Source organism: Roseovarius sp. MBR-78 (assembly GCF_040547535.1).
Taxonomy (GTDB): Bacteria; Pseudomonadota; Alphaproteobacteria; order Rhodobacterales; family Rhodobacteraceae; genus Roseovarius.
The window spans coordinates 1-17,953 of the sequence record NZ_JBEPPX010000037.1 but is presented as its reverse complement, the minus strand read 5'-3'; the positions used below and the strand labels follow the sequence as shown (position 1 = coordinate 17,953).

The window sequence follows — 17,953 nt, the reverse complement described above, 5'->3', positions numbered from 1 at the left end:
CGCAAGCAAAGCCCAAAAGACGAGCTCGCTATTTAGTGGCCGCTCGCCTGTGGGCTTTGCCACCTCGGGGGTGGGTCATTTTTGGATGATCACACCGGGTCACTTTCGAATGCACATTGACAAATTAGGGTACAGTGACGCGATCACCCGCGACGGGCTCAAGGATATCTTCGGCAAGGAGATCAGCCGCGACCTGATCGGCCGGTTGCATGCGCGCGGCCTGATCGGAACCGGTCCGCGCGCGCCGCGTCGTGGTGCCCCCTATACCTTTGTGACCACAGACGCGTTCCTCGCGGCTTTCGGGCTGGAAAGCTTGCGCGACCTGCCAGACCCTGAACAGTTGAATGACGCCGGGCTGGCCGCGCGCCCCTGAAACCTACTGCGGAATCTCACAGTGCGTGACGCTTCTGATGGAACCGCCGGCGCTCGTTGGCCAGATCCCGCAACCGACCGCGCAGAACCGTGTCAGGGGCACGCTGGGATCGATAGCGGATCACCGTTCGATCTGCGTCGACGATATGGCAGGCCCGCCGCTCCGACAGGCCATGCTCGGCCCGATGATATGCGACGGCTTCACGCTTGACGGCGGGCCCTACCACTTTTTTGCAACCAGTTCCTTCATCGCAGCCAGATCCAGCATCTGCTCGGCCAGAATGCCGATGATTTGTTGGCCCGTGAATCTTGTTCGCTTCATTTCCCGTCCTCTGGTTGGACCGGAATCTAATCGCTTCTGGAGGAAAAATCCTGTGGCAGGTCAACCCCCATGACCACGACTTTCCAACGCAACTGGCGCGACGAGCCTGAGAGCATCTGGCGCTGCGCGACGGGCGATTCTGACGTTAGCGGGCCAGGGCCGTGCCCGCCGGTCGTCGAGTACAGCAGGGAGTACGAAGCTCAAGCGGCAGAGGAGGCGGACCTGCTGCCGGAGGGCTCGGCTATCGTTGAGATGCTGAGCGACTACGCCGTGATGCGGGAGCAGGCGCGGGCGGCGCGCCGCTGATCGAGTGAACCAAACGAGTGGATCGTTCGCATGAGGGCATGATCACTCATTGAAGCAACTTCTCGTGCCGCTCACCGGTGATGGTCATTGGGCCGTTTCGCGGATCTCGAAGATCGTTGTTTCTCCCAGCTTCTTGACAAGGGATCGCTCGACTTCGGCCATCACGCTGGAGACGCGGTGATGAAAGGCATGCGCCACCTTGTAGTCGTCGGCCACGTCGTCGGCTTCCGCCGGAGCGAGGCGTTCGTCGAGCGCGAGTAGCTTGTTGCATGGGTCAGCATTTGGGGGCAGTTGCCCCTGTCCCTCAGTGACTATGCGACACGTTTGAAGACCGCGCGACCGAGGCGCGTCATGCGGTTGAGTGATTCTGTGGCGATCTGATTTTCTGTGATTTGCCGATCCATGTTTCTGGAGTTCAGCCCTGGGCCGATGACAACTTTGCGGCGTCCGATCTGGGCTTCGACGTGGGCTCTGCTATTGTACCCCGTCGCTCACTGCCACGCCATTCGGCCATGCTCGGCGATATGCTCTATGTGAGCGTCGCGCCCATCGCTTAGGCCGAGGACCGCGCTGATCGGCGGCGGAATGGTGATCTCGACGTCCGTTCCGAAGGCCTCAATCAAACAGCTGGCAGCTCCGGTGCCGTCATAAGCTCCGTCTGCAACGACGCGGGCCACCGGAGTTTCGATCCCGGCGATGAGGTCGGGTAAAGCGGTCTCATCGCCAACTTGATCGGTGGTCAGCAGCGAAGTGCCGATCTCGCCGCTGTCCGGATCGTAGCCAATATGGAGTTTGCGCCAGGATTTACGGGTCTTTCCCGTGCCATGCCTTTCCTCCTGCCAGCCGGACCCACGATGGATATTCAGGCCCGTGCTATCCACGATCAGCGTGACGGGGCCACTGGATTGCGTCCTGTCATCCACGACCGACAGGCCATTTGCTCGCCGCGATAGGGTCGAGAAGTCCGGAACCGGCAACGCCACGCCCATCAGCCCAAGGAGCGACCGGACGAACCCTTGGGTTTGACGCAACGACTGGTGGAAGATCAGCCCCAGCGTCAGACAGGTCTCAATCGCGAAGTCCGAATATTTCGGCTGACCACCGCGCCCCTTTCGCGTCGGCGCAGACCATTTCTCGATCACCCCATCCTCAAGCCGGATCGTCCCGTCACCGCGACGACGCAGAGCCTCGTTGTAATCCGCCCAATTGGTCACCGCGTATGTCGCCTTGGAAAACTTGTCGCGCCGATCAGCGTTGAATATATGCGGCATTGGGAGCTACCTTGAGCATATCAGGGCTCGCTTCTTCGCCGATCTCTGCGACCCATGCAAAAAGGTGTCATCGCCCGTTCCGCCATTCAGATGATCGCGTCCGTCGCCACCGTTCAACAGGTCACTTCCGGCTCCAACATTGATCCTGTAGGCCTCGCGATTGCCGAACAGGCGGTCATTGCCCGCCCCCTTTTGAGCATGTCACGGCCCGTGCCACCCTTGAGGAAATCCGCACCAGCGCCCCCATCGAGACGATCCGCGCCACCGCCACCCTTGAGCGTGTCGGCGCTTGCACCTCCAAAAAGCCGATCTGACTGTCAGGTTTGCCGGGGAAGTTCCGCCCCCATGCGGTGGGATATACTGCGCGATAGCCGAGTGATATCTTCGACCAGATTTTCACGCTTTGACATAGACAGATCCTCAGCGGGCAGGCTTACGGCCACTCCGGCAAGTGGCCTGTTGCTGGCATCGAGAACGGCTGACCCGATGCAAACCATGCCTTCGGCAACCTGCTGATCGTCGATCGAGTAACCTTCGTGGCGTATGGTCTCGAGTTCCTTAAGGAGCGCTTCGACTGATCTTACGCTGTGGGGCGTCCGCGGCGCCGGAAATGAGCCAGCATAGAGGCGCATCACTTCGAAATTTGTCATATAGCTCAGGAAGGCTTTGCCGGTGGCGGTAAAGGCCGCAGGCAAACGCGCGCCGATACCAAAGCGGAAAAGCGACGTATTTACTTCGGAGTTTCTGGCCGCGATATACACCACATCCTGGCCTTCCATGACGGAAAGAGTGATGGTTGCGCCGGGTAGCGTCGTTTCCGTATCCCAGATCGCCGAGAATTCGGCGGTCACATCCGATTTAGATGAAAAGGCATTGGCCCATCGCATCACATGCGGACCGATCTGGAACGTCTGATCTCGCCGCCGCACCAAAAGCTCGAGATCCACGAGGGTCTGGCAAATTCCGTGGAGGGTGCTTTTGGCTATTCCGGTTTTGCGGCTCAACTCGGAGGCAGTCATGGCCTGGCGCGTTTGGGCGACCAGATCAAGGATAATCTTACCCCGTTCAAGTGCGGGAACTTTATAGCGGTTCTCGGTCAATTTCTGGGGGCCTCCCAGCTTGAATTCGACCCCATCCTCTTTAACGGTGGACAACAAAAAGCAATTCTTGACATGCGCTTTGACTCGCGACTACTGTTCCAACAAGCGAACTTTGTTCAAAATGCCGAACAAAGTCAATGTATTTGATCCTTTGCAAACTTCTGGGGGGAACACGTGTTTGGTGACATGACTCGAAGCCGCCTCTTTGCCCTGACGACGAGATCAGCATGGCATTGAATGTACGGGACTGGGCTGTGAAGTTCAGCGATGCGTCGGACAGTGATGAGACCATCGCTGCGATGGCGCGGTATTTTACCTGTCGTTATCTTTGGGACATGGAAAAAGTGAAGGTCATCGTCGAGATGATCGACGGCAAGGTCTATCGAATGAACATAGATCCTGGCCCCATGGACCCTTGGGATTTTGCGCTGCGGGCTTCGGCCGCGACATGGCGTGAATTCGCGCGGCCCGTTCCCAAGCCGATGTATCACGGCATATGGTCGGCAAGCTTCCGTCGAGATCTGAAGATTGAAGGCGACCATCTCAAGTTGATGCAGAACCTGCGGAATTTCACCGTGCAGTTCGAATTGTTGCGCAAGGTTGGCGTGCCTGTCTGACATAATGATTGCGCCAATCGTTGCGTCGGCATCGTCGGCGCGGCCAAAGGGAGAAATAGATGGCGAAACACTCACCTGTTATCGGACGCTATGTGACGATCGAAGTGGATGGCTGCGAATACAAGGTGTTCTACCTGCGCAACGGTCATGGAATTCCTCTGGTTTGTCAGCATACCGCCGGGTGCCACAACCATCAGTGGCGCGATCTTCTGGAAGACGCGGAGTTGACCCAGAAATATGATGTGATTGCCTATGATCTCGCCCGGCACGGCAAATCCGATCCGCCACTCAACAAGGAGTGGTGGAAGGAAGAATATCGCCTGACCGCCGATCACTACATGAAGTTCATCGTCACATTATGTGACGCGCTGGAGCTGCGCGACCCGATCTTCATGGGATCGTCGTTCGGTGGTAACATCGCTCTGCAACTTGCGCGGCACTACCCGGATCGTTTTCGGGCGGTGGTGCCGGTGGAGGCTGCGGATTACGCACCGGGATTCTTTCTGGACTGGTGGCACCACCCGCATGCGAATGCGGCACAGGTCTGTGCCAGTGGCACGTGGGATCTGATGGCGCCGCAAAGCCCGGAGAAGGATCGATGGCTGACCTGGCACTACTACACCCAAGGGTCCGAAGCATTCAAAGGCGATCTCTACTTCTATTCGGTGGATCACGACATGCGTGAGCAATTGCGCGATATCGACACCAATCGCTGCCCCGTAATCATGATGACCGGCACCTATGACTACCTGACTCCGCCCGAGGCGACCGAAAAAACCGCAAGCCAGATCCCCGGTGGGGTCTATATCGAGATGGAGGATATCGGTCATTTTCCGATGTCGGAAAATTATCCGCTGTTCCGCAAATACCTCAAGGAAGCGCTGCGACTTATTGACGAACGCACCTGAAACCGGGGGATGTGATGAAGATTGTCGAATATGACGGGCGTGGTCAGAGGGTCGAGCATGATGCGAAATCCCTGCTCGACGGGCCATCCACCAGCTACTTGGCCGAAAGGCCTGGCAGGGTGTCTGCGCGACCCAAGGTAACGGCCAGTGCCGGGCTTGAATTGCATATGTTCCAAACCGGCGTTCTGAGGACAAAAAAGAAGTTTATCTCGATGAATCAGGGTGAAGAGGATTTCGAGATCCCCGTGCCTTGGTTCCTGTTGAAGCATCCCATGGGAAATGTTGTTATCGACGGTGGAAACGCAGTCGAGGCAGCGATCGACAAACGCGCCCATTGGGGGGCCGTCGTGGATGCCTATGATCCGATCATGTCGGTTCATGACAATTGCGTCGAACAGTGCCGGTCCGTGGGCGTGGAGCCGCACGACGTGCGGTTCGTGCTGCAATCACATCTGCATCTGGATCATACCGGCGCAATCGGTCGGTTTCCAAAGGCGCAACATATCGTGCAACGCGCGGAATACGATTATGCGTTCGATCCTCACTGGTTCGCCGCGCCGGCCTATATTCGCGCCGATTTCGACCGGCCCGGCCTGAAATGGAAATTTCTAGGCGGAGAGACCACCGACAATTTTGATCTGTTTGGTGACGATGTGATACGGATGATCTTCACCCCTGGTCATTCGACTGGGCACATGTCTTTCCTGATTACGCTTCCAAACAGCGGGCCGATTCTGCTCACCATAGATGCCGCCTACACCCTTGATCACTGGAACAACAAGGCCTTGCCGGGGCTGGTGGTTTCATCGGCTGATGCCGCAAATTCCGTGCACAAATTGCACCGCATAGCCGAACGTACGGGCGCCCAAGTTGTAACGGGGCATGATCCTGCGGATTGGGAAAAATGGAGGAAGTCGCCAACAACTTTTTACACCTGATAAATAGACAGTTCCCGGTCCCCATGTGCGCGCTTGCCAACAGAAGCGCCTGACCGAGAGCACCACCAACGGAGGAGAACCACAGAATGAATCGTTTCTTTTCACTTATCGTCGCCACGGCCCTGTCCGTGTCGAGCGTCGCCGCACAAGGGGTTGAGGAGCTTGGCCCGGAACTGGTTGACCGTCTTTACAATTCGGACATGCTTGATCCCGATCAGCCGATCGGCCCGAGCGCCTATCGCGATTTCGTCGCCGCCAACCCGCCGCCATGGAAAATCGGCTATGCCAGCTCTTATGCCGGCAATACCTGGCGTGCCAACGCGATGGATGAATTGCAAAATGTCATCATCCCCGAATGGAAGGAACTAGGCCTTCTGGAAGAGGTGATCATAACGCAATCGAACCTGAATGACAGCACGCAAATCCAGCAGATCCGCCAGCTTGTCGATCAAGGTGTCGATGCGATTTTTGTCTGCTGTTCCAACCCGACGGCCCTGAACCAGTCCGTCAAATATGCCTATGACAAGGGCGTCCCGGTGTTTTCCTTCACGGGCTACCTGACCTCACCCTACTCGGTTAACTCGTCTGTGAACTATCAGCTTGCCGGTTTCGAAATTGGCAAGTGGATGGTAGATGAGTTGGGTGGATCGGGTAACGTCCTCGTCGTCGAAGGCATCCCCGGCACCTCCGGCTCTGACAGTCAGGATCGCGGCGTGCGCGCAGGGCTGGCCACCAGTGAAGACATCAAGATCGTCGGATCTGTTGCCGGCATGTGGACTGATCAGGTCGCACAAGGCGAGGTGCAGCGCTGGCTCGCGACCAACCCGGGTCAATTGGATGGTATCGTCGTGCAATCTGCAGCTGAAATGGGTGTTCTTCGAGCCGTGCAACAATCAGGGCGCGAAAATATTCCCGTGGCCATCGGCGGCGAATTGGGCGCGCTTTGCTACTGGCGCAAGAATCCCGACTATATCTCCGCGGCGTATCAGGTCTGGCCGCCGCAAGATGAGGTGCAACTGATTTGGAACATCATGATGCGGACACTTCAGGGCCAAGGCCCGAAGATTCAATCGATCCTGGTTGATCCGATCCGGCTTACCTTTGACGACATTGCGAAGATCCTCGACGAGGATTGTAACGAGCAAAGTACGGAATGGCTCTCTGTGGGAGCGGCAAGCTGGGGGGCTGATCCGGCCTATCTGGACCAGTTCTTTCTGCGCCCTGCCGATCCCAAGGCATACAAGGCACAATGACGAGGGCGAGGGCGGTCGGTTGTCCGATCGTCCTCTGCGCACTCCAGAAGCCAGGCAACCCGCAATGAACATGTCGACATCCGATCTGCATGCACCGGCCGCACCGGTTCCCCGAGCGCGCGAGACGATCGCGATCCGAAATGTCCGCAAGTATTTCGGGCCGACCCGCGCGCTGGATGGAGTAAGCTTTTCTGCCAGCGCGGGTGAGGTGCACGCAATCGTCGGCGGCAATGGCTGTGGCAAGAGTACTTTGGCCAAGGTGATCTCCGGCATTTTACCAGTAGACAGTGGCTCTGTCTCCGTTCTTGGTGAGGCACCCAATACGCCAGGAGAAAGCCGCGCTTTGGGTATCTCGACCGTTTACCAGGAGGTCATGGTCGCCGATGACAGCAGCGTCGTCGACAATATTTTCCTTGGCGCGGACAGCCTGTTTGCCAGATCAGCGGATCAAGAGGATCGTGCGGAACGTGCTGCGACCCTGATGTTGGACCTGACAGGAGAAAAGATTGATCCGCACGGGCTGGTCGGAAATCTGCCGCTGGGGATAAAACAATGGATCACCATCGCACGCGGATTGCTGAGTGAACCGCGGGTCCTCATCCTTGACGAAAGCTCTGCCGCACTGGATTTCGACAGCACAGAACGTCTGTTCGACAAGATCCGCACGTTACGAGATCGGGGCACAACTATCCTGATCGTGACCCACAGGATCGCCGAACTGGTCAGAATCTCGGATCGCGCCACGGTTCTTCGTGACGGGCGCGATGTCGGGGTGCTGGCCGGGAAGGAGGTGACGGAACGCAACCTGCTGGAACTGATGACCGGTGAAAGCCAGTCCGAGACGGTCAGTCACGCCGCAGCCCCCCAGCCAGAGAGCGACGAACTTGTCATGCGGGCGCACGGTCTGAGCCTTGCTCCGGGCGCGCAGCCATTCGACTTCGAGTTGCGCCGAGGCGAGGTCGTCGGAGTTGTCGGTCTTGACGGGCAAGGTCAGGACGCCTTTGTCCGGGCATTGGCAGGGGTGGCCCCGGCCCTACAGGGTCAGGTTCGTGTGCGAGATCGCGCTGGGGTTTTTCAGCCGGTCCGAAATCTTGTCGATGCCATGGCCGGGCGGATCGCCTATGTCTCGGGTGACCGCAAGCGCGAGGGCATCTTCGACAAGATGTCGATTTTCGAAAACATGGCCATGCCGCTTTACGAGAGCAAGAAACACGGCGGCCTTCTCGGATTCATCGACTGGGCGACCCTGCGCGCGATCTTTGCCCGTGAGGCAGAGAACTTGCTGATCAAATTCGGCACGCCCGATGACCGGATCACGTCGTTATCGGGCGGCAATCAGCAAAAGGTCTTGATCGGACGTGGCTTTGCACTTCGCCCTGACATCATCGTGTTGAATGACCCCGCGCGTGGCATCGATGTCGGCGCCAAGAGCGAGCTTTACAAACATCTGCGCAGCTTTGCCGAAAGCGGCAAATCCGTGATCTATCTTTCCTCCGAGATCGAGGAATTTCCGGGTTTCGCAACGCGTGTTCTTGTGTTTCGAGATGATGCGCCATTTGATGCTTTCGACGGGCGCGATCTGGACACAGGGCAGGTTCTGACCGCGATGTTTGGACAGACCGATGGGCGGGGGCTCACGGCACATCATGGTCTGCTGCCGTCTTTGACCTCGGAAACAGATTGCACCACCTCCAGCGGGTCCCGCGGCATTCATGTGAGTTATCCTGACATACCGCTTGAACATCCGATCAAGATCGTTGAAACACCGCGCGAATTGAGCCGGAGTTTCGATCCCGCCCGCATTCGGATCGTCGATTTCGGACGGTCCCGCCGCAAGGATCGCTCATCATGAGCGTGGCAGAGCATATCCGGACACCGACTGAGACCAGCAAAACGCCGCCCCAGACAGAAAAGGCGACGCGGTCCGGCGGCGGACCCTCGAACCCCTTCCTGATTGTCCCGATCACCCTTTTCTTTGCACTTCTGACACTTGCCGTACTTCGGTCTCCGTCGCTAGTGACCGCATCGGGCATCGGATCGGCCGTGATCGTGGCGACCCCGCTTATCCTTGCGACCTATGCGCTCATGGCGTCTGTGATCGCCGGACGCGGCACCATCGACCTGTCGGTCGGGCCATTGATCGGTTTTATCAACGTCACGCTCGTTCAACTGAACGGGATGGAAATCATCTCAAACCCCTTCGCGGTATTCGGCTACGCCATGCTGGCTGGCGCTGCGTATCAATTTCTTTTCGCCTTGGTGGTGATCTATGTGCGTGTCCAACCGATCATCGTTTCGCTGAGCGGATATCTGGCGCTATCGGGGCTGAACCTGGTAATTCTGCCTCGTCCTGGAGGTTTGGCCCCTGAATGGATGGCGAATTGGGGCGCAGGCACAACAGTCTATTCCCCGGTGCTGCTGATGCTGGTTCTAGCGACCCTGGGCTGGCTGCTTTTCACCCGCACGGCATTCTACACGCATCTGCGGCTGATGGGATCGGATGAGCGGGCGGCCTATACGGCCGGAGTGCCGATCACGGCGGTACGAATCGGAGCGCATCTGTTGTCAGGCGTGTTTGCCGGTCTCGCCGCGATCGCCTTTACGGCACTGATCTCGTCGGGGGATCCCTCGCAGGGAACGACCTATACGTTAATCGCAGTGACGGCGCTGGTGCTGGGGGGGGCCTCGCTTGGAGGCGGGCGCGCCAGTGTCTTCGGATCCGCTCTTGGAGCGATCAACCTCTACCTTATCACTTTCGTGCTGGCGACATTCAGCTTCGGCGCCGTACAGAGCTTTGTCACGGATCTGGTCTATGGCTCGATCTTGGTAGGCTCGCTTTTGCTGACACTTATTTTGCCGGTGATCCAGCGCTATCTTCGAGACTTTTCTCCGCTGCTTTATTTCGTGGTCCTCGGCGCGCTGGTTCTGGGGGTGATCCTGCATGCAACGCATGATTACCCTGAGACCACCCTCCCGCCGACAGCTGTGGAACAGGCGGCACCGGGGCCACTGGATATCACGACTGCCTTCTCTGGCACGTTCGAGATTGCACAAACCACACAGAATACTGAGGCTCTAAGGGCGGCGGCTTTCCCTTATATTACCGGCACTGTCATTCTTGCCGCCCTCGCCATTCTGACGCGTGTCGCCTTCACCCAGTCGCGCGTACGCGACCATATTGGTCCGGTCGTTTATCTGGTTGTCGCGGCGTTGATGCTGCTTGTGGCCTATAACATCTTGCAGGAGAACCGAGAAAGCCCAACCGTTCCAGCCGACCGCAGCGAGGCCGCAGGATGACCGACGGCACTTCAACCGCTCCAGAGACGCAGCCAACGCTCAGCCTGACCGCACGCCTGATCGGTCTTGCCCTCGCCGCAGTATTGACCAGTCTTGGGATCATTTTCGGCTTTCTTCAGGGTGCCCCTGTTCAAGGCATCATTCTCTATGCGATCGCGACCTTCGCCCTGTTCTTCTGGGCATGGCGGTTCATCCTGTCACAACTCATCGTCCCACGTACGGCATCACAGGATGATACTGCGCCCTCGCCATTCTGGTTGATCTGGCAAAGGTTCCGCGCCAGCCTGATCGGTTTGGGAATCATTCTTCTTGGCTATGCCATCATTGCGGCCAGCGTGGAGGGTTTCTTCAGCATCTGGTCGGTCCTGTCACTTCTGATCTTGCTGGTGATCATCATCGCGACCAGAACCATCGGTCCCTTCTTCGAGACCAATCGTTCCGCTTTCATCGGTTTGATGGTGCTCCTTGGTCTCTTTCTGGTCGGGGCAATGACGATTGATGGCTTCGCCTCGGCTGTGAATGTCAAATCCATGCTGCTCTTTGCGGCGTTCCTTGGTCTTGCGGCGGTTGGTCAGACATTGGTGGCGCTGTTGGGCGGGCTTGATCTCTCCATTCCATTTGTGATTGGTGCATCGAATGTGGGGCTTCTCTATCTTATATCGCTGGGTGTGCCACCTTGGCTTGCGGCGATCATCGTGCTTGTGATCGGCGCGGGATTGGGTGTGATCAACGGTCTGCTCAGCTTCAAGCTACAGGGACAGGCATTGATCATCACGCTGGGCACGGGATTTGCCATTTCAGGAGGGGTGCAGATCATTACCTCGATTGGCACGGCCTATGGTGGCAACGTTTTCGCGACCGTGCCGCAATGGCTGACGAATCTCGCGGCGATGAACGGACGCACATTTGGCCTGCCCTTTACGCCGGTGATTGCGATCTGGGCGGTTGTGGCCCTGATCCTAATTGTCGGCCTGCGCCATACTGTCTATGGACGCCATCTCTATGCGCTTGGTGTGAACCGCGTGTCGGCCTCGCGGGTGCGCATCTCGGAGTTGCGTTACTGGGTGCTGGCCTATGCGCTTTCGGGGTTCTTCGCCGCTCTCACAGGTGCGCTTTTGCTCGGCTGGTCGGGTGGCGGCTTCATCGGGGTTGGGGATCAATATCTTTTTCTGACCCTCGCCGCCGTGGTGGTGGGCGGCACGTCGTTGCTGGGCGGTCAGGGGGGATATGGCTTTACCGTAATCGGCGTTCTGGTCCTTCAGGTGCTCAGCTCGTTTCTGGTAGGCATCGGACTCAACTTTCAGTGGCAACAGGTGATTTTCGGACTGCTCATCCTGCCGATGGTAGCTCTCTATGCAAGATCGCCACACATCAGGACACAAATATGACGTGGGAGACGGATCTCACCTCGAGGGGGGACGAAACAAATGGTTTTTGAAACGACCGATCTGACCGCAGCCAGCTTTTCGGCTGCATTGTTCGGATTGCTGGCGACCAGCGTGCTGCTGCTCATGGGAAGTGCATGGGTGGAGCGCCAGTGGAAGCTGGTCGTCACCATGTGCGCCTGTGCCTGTATCGTAGGGGCTGCGGCCATGTTCGAGGCGCGTGGCGCCTGGCAAAGCGGGGCCGTTCCGGTTGTCTACCATTATGTCGGTTGGGTTGTGTCTATGCCATTGCAAATACTTGCACTTTTCTTCTTCGTCGGGTCCGTCGGCCGCGTCAGGCCCGGTCTTTTCTGGCGGCTGGTGGTGGTTTCGGTTCTCATGGTGTTCGTGCGCTATCTGGGTGAGGCAGGATTCATGAATGCAACACTGGCCTTTCTGATCGGTCTGGTGTTCTGGCTCTACATCCTTGGAGAATTGTTTTTCGGTTCCATGGATACGGTCGTGCGCGACTCTTCGGTAAAACCGGTCATTCGAGGATATTTCTGGTTGCGGCTGATCGTGACAGTGGGTTGGGCGATCTATCCACTCGGCAATTTCATCACCAGTTTCAACGGATATGTCGATACAGGTGGGCTAAGCATTGCTTATAACATCGCGGATTTTCTGAATCGCATGGCCTTCGGAGTGGCGGTTCTTGCAACTGCTATGCTGGCCGATAAACAGTCAAAGGAGGTGGACCATGCTTGATATCCAGCGCGGCACGCAATCACCCACGGCCGGGAGGGTCACATCATGAATGGCGCAGACATCATTGCTATCATCATCCTTGCGGCGATCGTCATCGCGATCGGAGCCTATCTTCTTCATTGGCTTTATAGGCGTTCGACCAAGGACATCTCCTTTGTGCGCACGGGATTCGGAGGTGAGAAGGTGGTCCTGGGCGGCGGAGCGCTTGTACTGCCGATCCTGCATGACATCACCGAAGTGAACATGAACATGCTGCGCCTCGAAGTATCACGCGCGCGAGAGAAATCTCTGATCACGCTGGACAGGATGCGCGTGGAACTGACCGTGGAATTCTATGTTCGCGTCAGCCCCAACGAAGAGGCTATTTCGACAGCGGCCCGGTCTTTGGGCAATCGCACGATGCGGCCGCAAGAGTTGGAAGACCTTATCGAAGGACGTTTCGTCGATGCCATGGGGGCCGCGGCGGCCCTGATGAAGCTGGAGGAGATCCACGAGGCACGGCAGAAATTCGTCAAGCTCGTCCGCGAAGAGGTGGCCGAAAGCCTAAGAATGGACGGGCTGGAGCTTGAATCCGTTTCGCTCACATCGCTCGATCAAACAGACATCTCGCTGTTCAACCCCTCGAATACTTTTGATGCCGAGGGCCTGACAGCGCTGACCGAGCAGATTCAGGCGCGCCGCAAGAAACGCAACGACATCGAGCAGGATACAGAGGTGGCATTGCGGCTCAAGAATCTTGACGCCGAGCAACGCTCTCTTCAGATAAAGCGCGATAGTGAATACGCAAAGCTGGCGCATGATGCGGAAGTGGCCGTGCAGCGCGCCACCCGCAAGGCTGAAATCGCCAATGAAAACGCGGCACGCGAACGCGAAATCGAAGAGATCAAGCTGCGCGAGCGCGAAAAGGTTGAGCGAACCCGCATCGAAATCGAACGCCAGATCGAAACACTGGAGGTCAAGCGCCGAGAGGCTCTTGAGCTGGAAGAACAGGAGCGAGAAATCTCGATCTTCAAGAAATCCAGAGAGAAATCCGACGCAGAAGCGCTTGCGCAGAAGGCACGCGCCGCCATGATCGAGGCGACCGAACGGGTTTTGACGATCCGCGACACGGAGATTGCCAACCGGCACAAGGTGGTAGAGCTGATAGAAGCCGCCAAGGAAGCCGAGCGCGAGGCCACCCGCCTTACGATCATGGCCGAGGCCGAAAAGCGCGCAGCTGAGGACAAGGCCGATGCGGTCCGGACCGAAGCCGCGGCACAGCAGGAAAAGTATCGCGTCGAAGCCGAAGGCAAGACCAAGCTCAACGAAGCGGAAAACATGCGCTCGGATGCCAGCCGTCGGAGTGCGCTGCACAAGAACTTGGTTGATAACCTTCCGGCGATCATTCGCGAGAGCGTCAAGCCGATGGAAAAGATCGACGGTATCAAAATCGTTCATGTGGAGGGGCTTCCCGGATTTTCCGGGCAATCCGGCGGTTCCGGTGGCAATGGATCAGGGACCGCCCCGGACGGAGGTGCGCCCGAACATGGAAACCTGGCGGATCAGGTCGTGAACTCAGCGCTGCGCTATCGCTCGCAAGCGCCTTTCGTCGATCAACTTCTGGGAGAGATTGGTTTGACAAGCGGTAGTATCCACCGAACGGAAACGCTGCAGGATCTGTCTAAGATCGTCTATACCGATCCCACCTCGGCCAGTGATAAGCCCGCGCGAAAGCCCCAGACGCCGAAGAATTGATCCTAATGGCGATGACACCTGGACCAGGGGGATGGAATGACTGAACGAGACATGGAACGCAGCCTGCTGATCTTCGCCCTGTGGAGCGTGCTCGGATTGTTGGCACTCGTTCTTTATCTTGTCGGCATGCGCAGCGATTCCTATTTGATCGCTCTCGTTGGCACGGGCGTACTGCTGACGGCTTTTGGCGGTCATGTTATCATCAACGCCATTTTCGACACCGGCTTCACTCCGGGGGAAACAGCCCTCGGACTGGGGGTGTTCGGCGTGATTGTCTTGCTCTTTATAACGGCCACACTGTTCGGCGGTTTGAGCCGGATGAATTTTCTGGCCGGTTTAACGTTGCTTGGTACGGTTGTGATCGCCTTTGTCACCTACCTCATGACACGGCATGGATTACGTGGTGCCTTTTCACGATTTCATCCGAGAAAACGGCACAGCGCAGACGGGATCCGCGAATGACCGGCGGATCCGCCATCTTCTGGATTGCGCTCTTTGGGGTCGCCTATCTGGTGCTTACGCTTTACTGGGCCCGGCTGAGTGCGGTCGCGAATGGCGACACGCAGGCGTATTTTTCAGCCGGTCATTCCCTGCCGCCATGGGTCAGCGCTGTCACCCTCTCGGGAGCGGGGCTATCTGCGTGGTTCACGCTAGGAACGATTGACCTGATTGCGCGTGATGGTCTCGCCCATGCCGCAGCACTTCAGGCAGGGGTATTGCTTGCGTTATCCGGAGTGCTGTTGCACAAGCGGGTCTGGTTCATCGGTCAACGCTTGCGCCTGTCGTCACAGGTCGAATTGTTCCGGACATATTATCAGAGCGAATTTCTTGCCGTGATCTCGGCTTTGGTCGCACTGCTCTTCGCTGTCGGTTTCAGCGGGCTGCAATTGCGGGCGCTCTCGGATCTACTGGCCGGGCTGTCGGGAGGAGAAATTTCCGCGCCGGTCGCGGCCTCGCTCCTTACTATGCTGCTGTTGGGATATGTGGTCATCGGCGGGATGCGCGCTATCGGCTTCATCGGGGTTTTGCAGACACTTGCACTTATCGCCTCGATACTCGGTCTGGGCGGTCTACTGATGCTCGAAACCGGTGGAATCGCTGCGCTGACCGCTGGCTTGCATACTGTCGCTGAAACCCGCGCTTTCGAGGTGCAGGGTGTCATTCGTTTTGTTGGCGGTCTTGGGCGCGACATGACCCCGATCGAGGTCAATACCGCTTCCATGGCTTTGTCGATGGCACTTGCGATCCTTGGCTTCGGGGCCGGACCTTTGGCGATCAAGCTTGTCCTGTCCACCCGCAATGTGGCCGGGGTTGCCGCCGGGCATGTCTGGTTCGGCGCGGCCGGGCTTGGGGCGCTTGTGGTGTTGGGCGTTGCGGTTCTGGGGATCGGCGCGTTGATCGCGCCGGACCAACAGGTCCCTGCCTTGCTGATCCGATTTTCCGAAGCTGCGCCATGGCTGGTCGCATGGCTGCTCTTCGGGCTGATCGCGGGAATGCAGGTGATCGCGGGCCTGTCGCTTCTAGTGGCAGCCGAGAGCCTTGTGCGGCATGTTTACAAGCCACTTTTTCACAGTCGCCTGTCGCGTCGCGATACCGTGACCCTGACGCGGATCACAGTGGTGGTGCTGGCCGTGATCACCGGAGGAATGGCCTTTTTGACACCGCTCACCTTGTCGGCGCTCGGGGGGTTTGCCCTTCCGGCGTCGGCCCAACTGATTGTTCCGATGCTGGGCCTTTGTTGGCTCGGCTGGCTCAGCCGGTCGGCGGTACTGGTTGGTGTCGGAGCGGGATTGCTTGCGGCCTTTCTGACGGAGAGTGCGGGCCTCCAGTTTGTGGCGTGGCTCGGGCTGGATCTACCATGGGGACGCTGGCCATGGACAATTCATTCAGCGGGCTGGGGCCTTTTCTTCAATGTGGTGGCGGCACTGCTGGTTGCGGCGGCGACCTTCAGGCAGCCCAGAGCGGCCGCGACCAAAGACATTCGTGGATTTCTCGCCGATAATTTCGCAGTGCAGGCAGGTCGCGGGATGCGCGCCCTTGGCTGGGCGGCGCTGTTGGCATGGGCTTTTCTGGCGGTGGGACCAGGCCTCGTCCTCGGCAATGGTGCCTTTGTGGATAGCAGTGGGGCATGGCTTCTTGGTCTTCCGTCGCTTTGGATCTGGGGCATCCTGAGCTGGATGTCGGGTCTGGGCCTGGTGTGGTTTCTGGCTTATCGCCTCGGGATGGCGGCCCCGCTGCGACAGGCGGTTCCGGTCTATGAGCCACCACCCGTTTTGCGACCGCAACAGAATCTTGTGGAGCAGGAACGTCTTCGAGGTCTTGTTGTCGCGGCACTGATCGCGGCGGGGCTGATCACACTCTTGGTCTGGAGTTTTGGAAATGCATGATGCTCAGATGGACAAACCGGTCCCACCCTTTACCTTCAATACGACCAAGAGCGTCGTCTTCGGACCGGGTAAGCTTGACGACCTGTCAACTTTGCTGGCATCGCTGGCAACGGGACCTGTTTTTCTGGTCACCGATCCCGGCTTGCGCGCGACAGGGATAATCGACCGCGCCGAGCGGGTGCTCAAAGATGCCGGACGATCCGTCATCATCTTTTCCGATGTCGAAGCCGATCCACCCGAGGCTGTCATCCTGGCCGCCAGCGACGCCGCAAAGGCCTCTGAGGCTAGTATTGTGCTCGGTCTTGGAGGGGGGTCGTCTCTTGATGTGGCCAAGCTGGTGGCGGCATTGGTGCCGGGACATCAGACACTTTCCCAGATGTACGGCGTGGGCAATGTCACCGGATCGCGCCTGCCTCTGGCTCTGATCCCGACCACTGCCGGAACCGGATCAGAGGTAACGCCGATTTCCATCGTCACCACTGGTGCACAAGAGAAGATGGGCGTGGTCTCTCCAGTCCTGTTGCCAGACCTTGCCCTGCTTGATCCCGAATTGACACTGGGCCTGCCGGCGCATGTGACGGCCGCCACTGGGATTGACGCGATGGTTCATGCGATCGAGGCCTATGCGTCAGCCAGTGCCAACAACAATCCCCTGTCGCGCATGCTGGCTGTGCAAGCCTTGAACCTCATGGGCCAGGCCTTGCTGCGCGCTGTCACCGATGGCAGTAGCCTGAGCGCACGGGCCGACATGCTGCTGGGGTCGATGCTCGCTGGACAGGCCTTTGCCAATTCGCCGGTCGCGGCGGTGCATGCACTCGCTTATCCGCTGGGTGGGCATTTCCACATACCACACGGGCTTTCAAACGCTTTGGTTTTGCCGCATGTGCTGAGATTCAATGCGGTCACTGCGCCGCATCCCTATACCGAACTAGCCCCGCATCTTTTCCCGGATTTGGCCACGCTCGAAGGTCAGGCACGCGCATCAGCCTTCTGTGATCGTCTGGCCGGCCTGTCAGCGGCCTGTGGCCTGCCGCAACGGCTGCGCGAGATGGGGATCGATCGCGCGACCCTGCCGCGTCTGGCCAGTGATGCGATGAATCAGCAGCGCCTTCTGGTGAACAATCCCAGACCACTGACCGAAGCTGATGCGCTTAAGATCTACGAAGCGGCCTATTGATCGCATATCCGGCGTGTTCAGCGTTAGGCTAAACAACTGCACGGTTATACCAACGGCCTGATTGTTTGACTCGCAGAGGATTCCCTTCTGCAGAAAAATCTGAATCACTGTCTTCAAATGATGGAGGCTTTGATGGCAG

General features: G+C 58.1%; 18 protein-coding genes and 3 pseudogenes. 14 read left to right on the top strand and 7 right to left on the bottom strand.

Going from position 1 to position 17,953, the window contains the following annotated elements; all coding sequences use genetic code 11:
• Positions 1 to 373, top strand: a 373-nt coding sequence (scpB, locus tag ABIE58_RS18720) for an SMC-Scp complex subunit ScpB (RefSeq protein WP_354546172.1), incomplete at its 5' end; no start/stop codon positions are given.
• A 28-nt stretch (positions 374 to 401) separates the two neighbouring features.
• On the opposite strand, the pseudogene ABIE58_RS18715 reads toward scpB, so the two are convergent.
• Positions 402 to 655 (bottom strand): annotated as a pseudogene (locus ABIE58_RS18715) (IS3 family transposase); the annotation flags it as partial.
• Between the two features lie 108 nt (positions 656 to 763).
• Here ABIE58_RS18715 and ABIE58_RS18710 point away from each other — a divergent pair.
• Positions 764 to 1,000, top strand: a complete 237-nt coding sequence (locus ABIE58_RS18710; protein WP_354546171.1) for a hypothetical protein — start codon at positions 764 to 766, stop codon at positions 998 to 1,000.
• 84 nt (positions 1,001 to 1,084) lie between these two features.
• On the opposite strand, the gene ABIE58_RS18705 is transcribed toward ABIE58_RS18710, so the two are convergent.
• The 6 genes and pseudogenes from ABIE58_RS18705 to ABIE58_RS18680 all read right to left on the bottom strand — a co-directional run.
• Positions 1,085 to 1,216, bottom strand: coding sequence for a hypothetical protein (locus ABIE58_RS18705; protein ID WP_354546170.1), 132 nt, complete (start codon positions 1,214 to 1,216; stop codon positions 1,085 to 1,087).
• Positions 1,217 to 1,491: 275 nt separating this feature from the next.
• Positions 1,492 to 2,271: an IS5 family transposase gene (locus tag ABIE58_RS18700; protein ID WP_354546169.1), complete on the bottom strand. Its 780-nt coding sequence runs from the start codon at positions 2,269 to 2,271 to the stop codon at positions 1,492 to 1,494.
• Positions 2,272 to 2,277: 6 nt separating this feature from the next.
• The gene (locus ABIE58_RS18695) at positions 2,278 to 2,415 is read right to left on the bottom strand and encodes a hypothetical protein (protein WP_354546174.1); all 138 of its coding nucleotides are present in this window, start codon (positions 2,413 to 2,415) and stop codon (positions 2,278 to 2,280) included.
• Positions 2,385 to 2,573: pseudogene (locus tag ABIE58_RS18690) on the bottom strand (hypothetical protein); the annotation flags it as partial. The gene ABIE58_RS18695 and the pseudogene ABIE58_RS18690, both read right to left, overlap by 31 nt.
• Positions 2,574 to 2,588: 15 nt before the next feature.
• Positions 2,589 to 3,122 (bottom strand): IclR family transcriptional regulator, encoded by a 534-nt coding sequence (locus ABIE58_RS18685; protein ID WP_354546173.1) that lies wholly within the window; start codon positions 3,120 to 3,122, stop codon positions 2,589 to 2,591.
• A 120-nt stretch (positions 3,123 to 3,242) separates the two neighbouring features.
• Positions 3,243 to 3,290: pseudogene (locus ABIE58_RS18680) on the bottom strand (hypothetical protein); the annotation flags it as partial.
• 308 nt (positions 3,291 to 3,598) lie between these two features.
• Between ABIE58_RS18680 and ABIE58_RS18675 the strand changes: the two are divergent.
• The 12 genes from ABIE58_RS18675 to ABIE58_RS18620 all read left to right on the top strand — a co-directional run bounded on the left by ABIE58_RS18675 (position 3,599) and on the right by ABIE58_RS18620 (position 17,814).
• A complete protein-coding gene (locus ABIE58_RS18675) occupies positions 3,599 to 3,988 on the top strand; it encodes a hypothetical protein (protein ID WP_354546168.1) in 390 nt (129 codons plus the stop codon).
• 59 nt (positions 3,989 to 4,047) lie between these two features.
• Positions 4,048 to 4,896, top strand: a complete 849-nt coding sequence (locus ABIE58_RS18670) for an alpha/beta fold hydrolase (RefSeq protein ID WP_354546167.1) — start codon at positions 4,048 to 4,050, stop codon at positions 4,894 to 4,896.
• Between the two features lie 14 nt (positions 4,897 to 4,910).
• Entirely contained in the window at positions 4,911 to 5,834 is a 924-nt protein-coding gene (gene attM, locus ABIE58_RS18665; protein WP_354546166.1) for an AttM family quorum-quenching N-acyl homoserine lactonase, read from the top strand.
• Positions 5,835 to 5,920: 86 nt separating this feature from the next.
• Positions 5,921 to 7,087, top strand: a complete 1,167-nt coding sequence (locus tag ABIE58_RS18660) for an ABC transporter substrate-binding protein (RefSeq protein ID WP_354546165.1) — start codon at positions 5,921 to 5,923, stop codon at positions 7,085 to 7,087.
• Between the two features lie 70 nt (positions 7,088 to 7,157).
• On the top strand, positions 7,158 to 8,939 hold the full coding sequence (locus ABIE58_RS18655) for a sugar ABC transporter ATP-binding protein (protein WP_354546164.1): 1,782 nt from the start codon (positions 7,158 to 7,160) through the stop codon (positions 8,937 to 8,939).
• Positions 8,936 to 10,384, top strand: coding sequence for an ABC transporter permease (locus tag ABIE58_RS18650; protein ID WP_354546163.1), 1,449 nt, complete (start codon positions 8,936 to 8,938; stop codon positions 10,382 to 10,384). Before ABIE58_RS18655 ends, ABIE58_RS18650 begins: the two co-directional genes overlap by 4 nt.
• Positions 10,381 to 11,772, top strand: a complete 1,392-nt coding sequence (locus ABIE58_RS18645; protein ID WP_354546162.1) for an ABC transporter permease — start codon at positions 10,381 to 10,383, stop codon at positions 11,770 to 11,772. The genes ABIE58_RS18650 and ABIE58_RS18645 overlap by 4 nt, the downstream gene beginning before the upstream one ends.
• Before the next feature lie 39 nt (positions 11,773 to 11,811).
• Positions 11,812 to 12,516 carry a bacteriorhodopsin gene (locus ABIE58_RS18640; RefSeq protein ID WP_354546161.1) on the top strand — a complete coding sequence of 235 codons (705 nt, stop codon included), beginning with the start codon at positions 11,812 to 11,814 and terminating at the stop codon, positions 12,514 to 12,516.
• A gap of 45 nt (positions 12,517 to 12,561) precedes the next feature.
• Positions 12,562 to 14,250: a flotillin family protein gene (locus tag ABIE58_RS18635; RefSeq protein ID WP_354546160.1), complete on the top strand. Its 1,689-nt coding sequence runs from the start codon at positions 12,562 to 12,564 to the stop codon at positions 14,248 to 14,250.
• 36 nt (positions 14,251 to 14,286) lie between these two features.
• Positions 14,287 to 14,712, top strand: coding sequence for a hypothetical protein (locus ABIE58_RS18630; RefSeq protein WP_354546159.1), 426 nt, complete (start codon positions 14,287 to 14,289; stop codon positions 14,710 to 14,712).
• Positions 14,709 to 16,637, top strand: a complete 1,929-nt coding sequence (locus ABIE58_RS18625) for a sodium:solute symporter family transporter (protein WP_354546158.1) — start codon at positions 14,709 to 14,711, stop codon at positions 16,635 to 16,637. Before ABIE58_RS18630 ends, ABIE58_RS18625 begins: the two co-directional genes overlap by 4 nt.
• Positions 16,638 to 16,644: 7 nt before the next feature.
• A complete protein-coding gene (locus ABIE58_RS18620) occupies positions 16,645 to 17,814 on the top strand; it encodes an iron-containing alcohol dehydrogenase (RefSeq protein ID WP_354546157.1) in 1,170 nt (389 codons plus the stop codon).
• Positions 17,815 to 17,953 lie beyond the last annotated feature (139 nt).

Bases quoted from the DNA above. Each gene is read 5' to 3' on its own strand.
- ABIE58_RS18710 (WP_354546171.1), top strand. From the start codon at position 764: ATGACCACGACTTTCCAACGCAACTGGCGCGACGAGCCTGAGAGCATC.
- ABIE58_RS18700 (WP_354546169.1), bottom strand. From the start codon at position 2,271: ATGCCGCATATATTCAACGCTGATCGGCGCGACAAGTTTTCCAAGGCG.
- ABIE58_RS18675 (WP_354546168.1), top strand. From the start codon at position 3,599: ATGGCATTGAATGTACGGGACTGGGCTGTGAAGTTCAGCGATGCGTCG.
- ABIE58_RS18670 (WP_354546167.1), top strand. From the start codon at position 4,048: ATGGCGAAACACTCACCTGTTATCGGACGCTATGTGACGATCGAAGTG.
- attM (WP_354546166.1), top strand. From the start codon at position 4,911: ATGAAGATTGTCGAATATGACGGGCGTGGTCAGAGGGTCGAGCATGAT.
- ABIE58_RS18660 (WP_354546165.1), top strand. From the start codon at position 5,921: ATGAATCGTTTCTTTTCACTTATCGTCGCCACGGCCCTGTCCGTGTCG.
- ABIE58_RS18655 (WP_354546164.1), top strand. From the start codon at position 7,158: ATGTCGACATCCGATCTGCATGCACCGGCCGCACCGGTTCCCCGAGCG.
- ABIE58_RS18650 (WP_354546163.1), top strand. From the start codon at position 8,936: ATGAGCGTGGCAGAGCATATCCGGACACCGACTGAGACCAGCAAAACG.
- ABIE58_RS18645 (WP_354546162.1), top strand. From the start codon at position 10,381: ATGACCGACGGCACTTCAACCGCTCCAGAGACGCAGCCAACGCTCAGC.
- ABIE58_RS18640 (WP_354546161.1), top strand. From the start codon at position 11,812: ATGGTTTTTGAAACGACCGATCTGACCGCAGCCAGCTTTTCGGCTGCA.
- ABIE58_RS18635 (WP_354546160.1), top strand. From the start codon at position 12,562: ATGAATGGCGCAGACATCATTGCTATCATCATCCTTGCGGCGATCGTC.
- ABIE58_RS18630 (WP_354546159.1), top strand. From the start codon at position 14,287: ATGACTGAACGAGACATGGAACGCAGCCTGCTGATCTTCGCCCTGTGG.
- ABIE58_RS18625 (WP_354546158.1), top strand. From the start codon at position 14,709: ATGACCGGCGGATCCGCCATCTTCTGGATTGCGCTCTTTGGGGTCGCC.
- ABIE58_RS18620 (WP_354546157.1), top strand. From the start codon at position 16,645: ATGGACAAACCGGTCCCACCCTTTACCTTCAATACGACCAAGAGCGTC.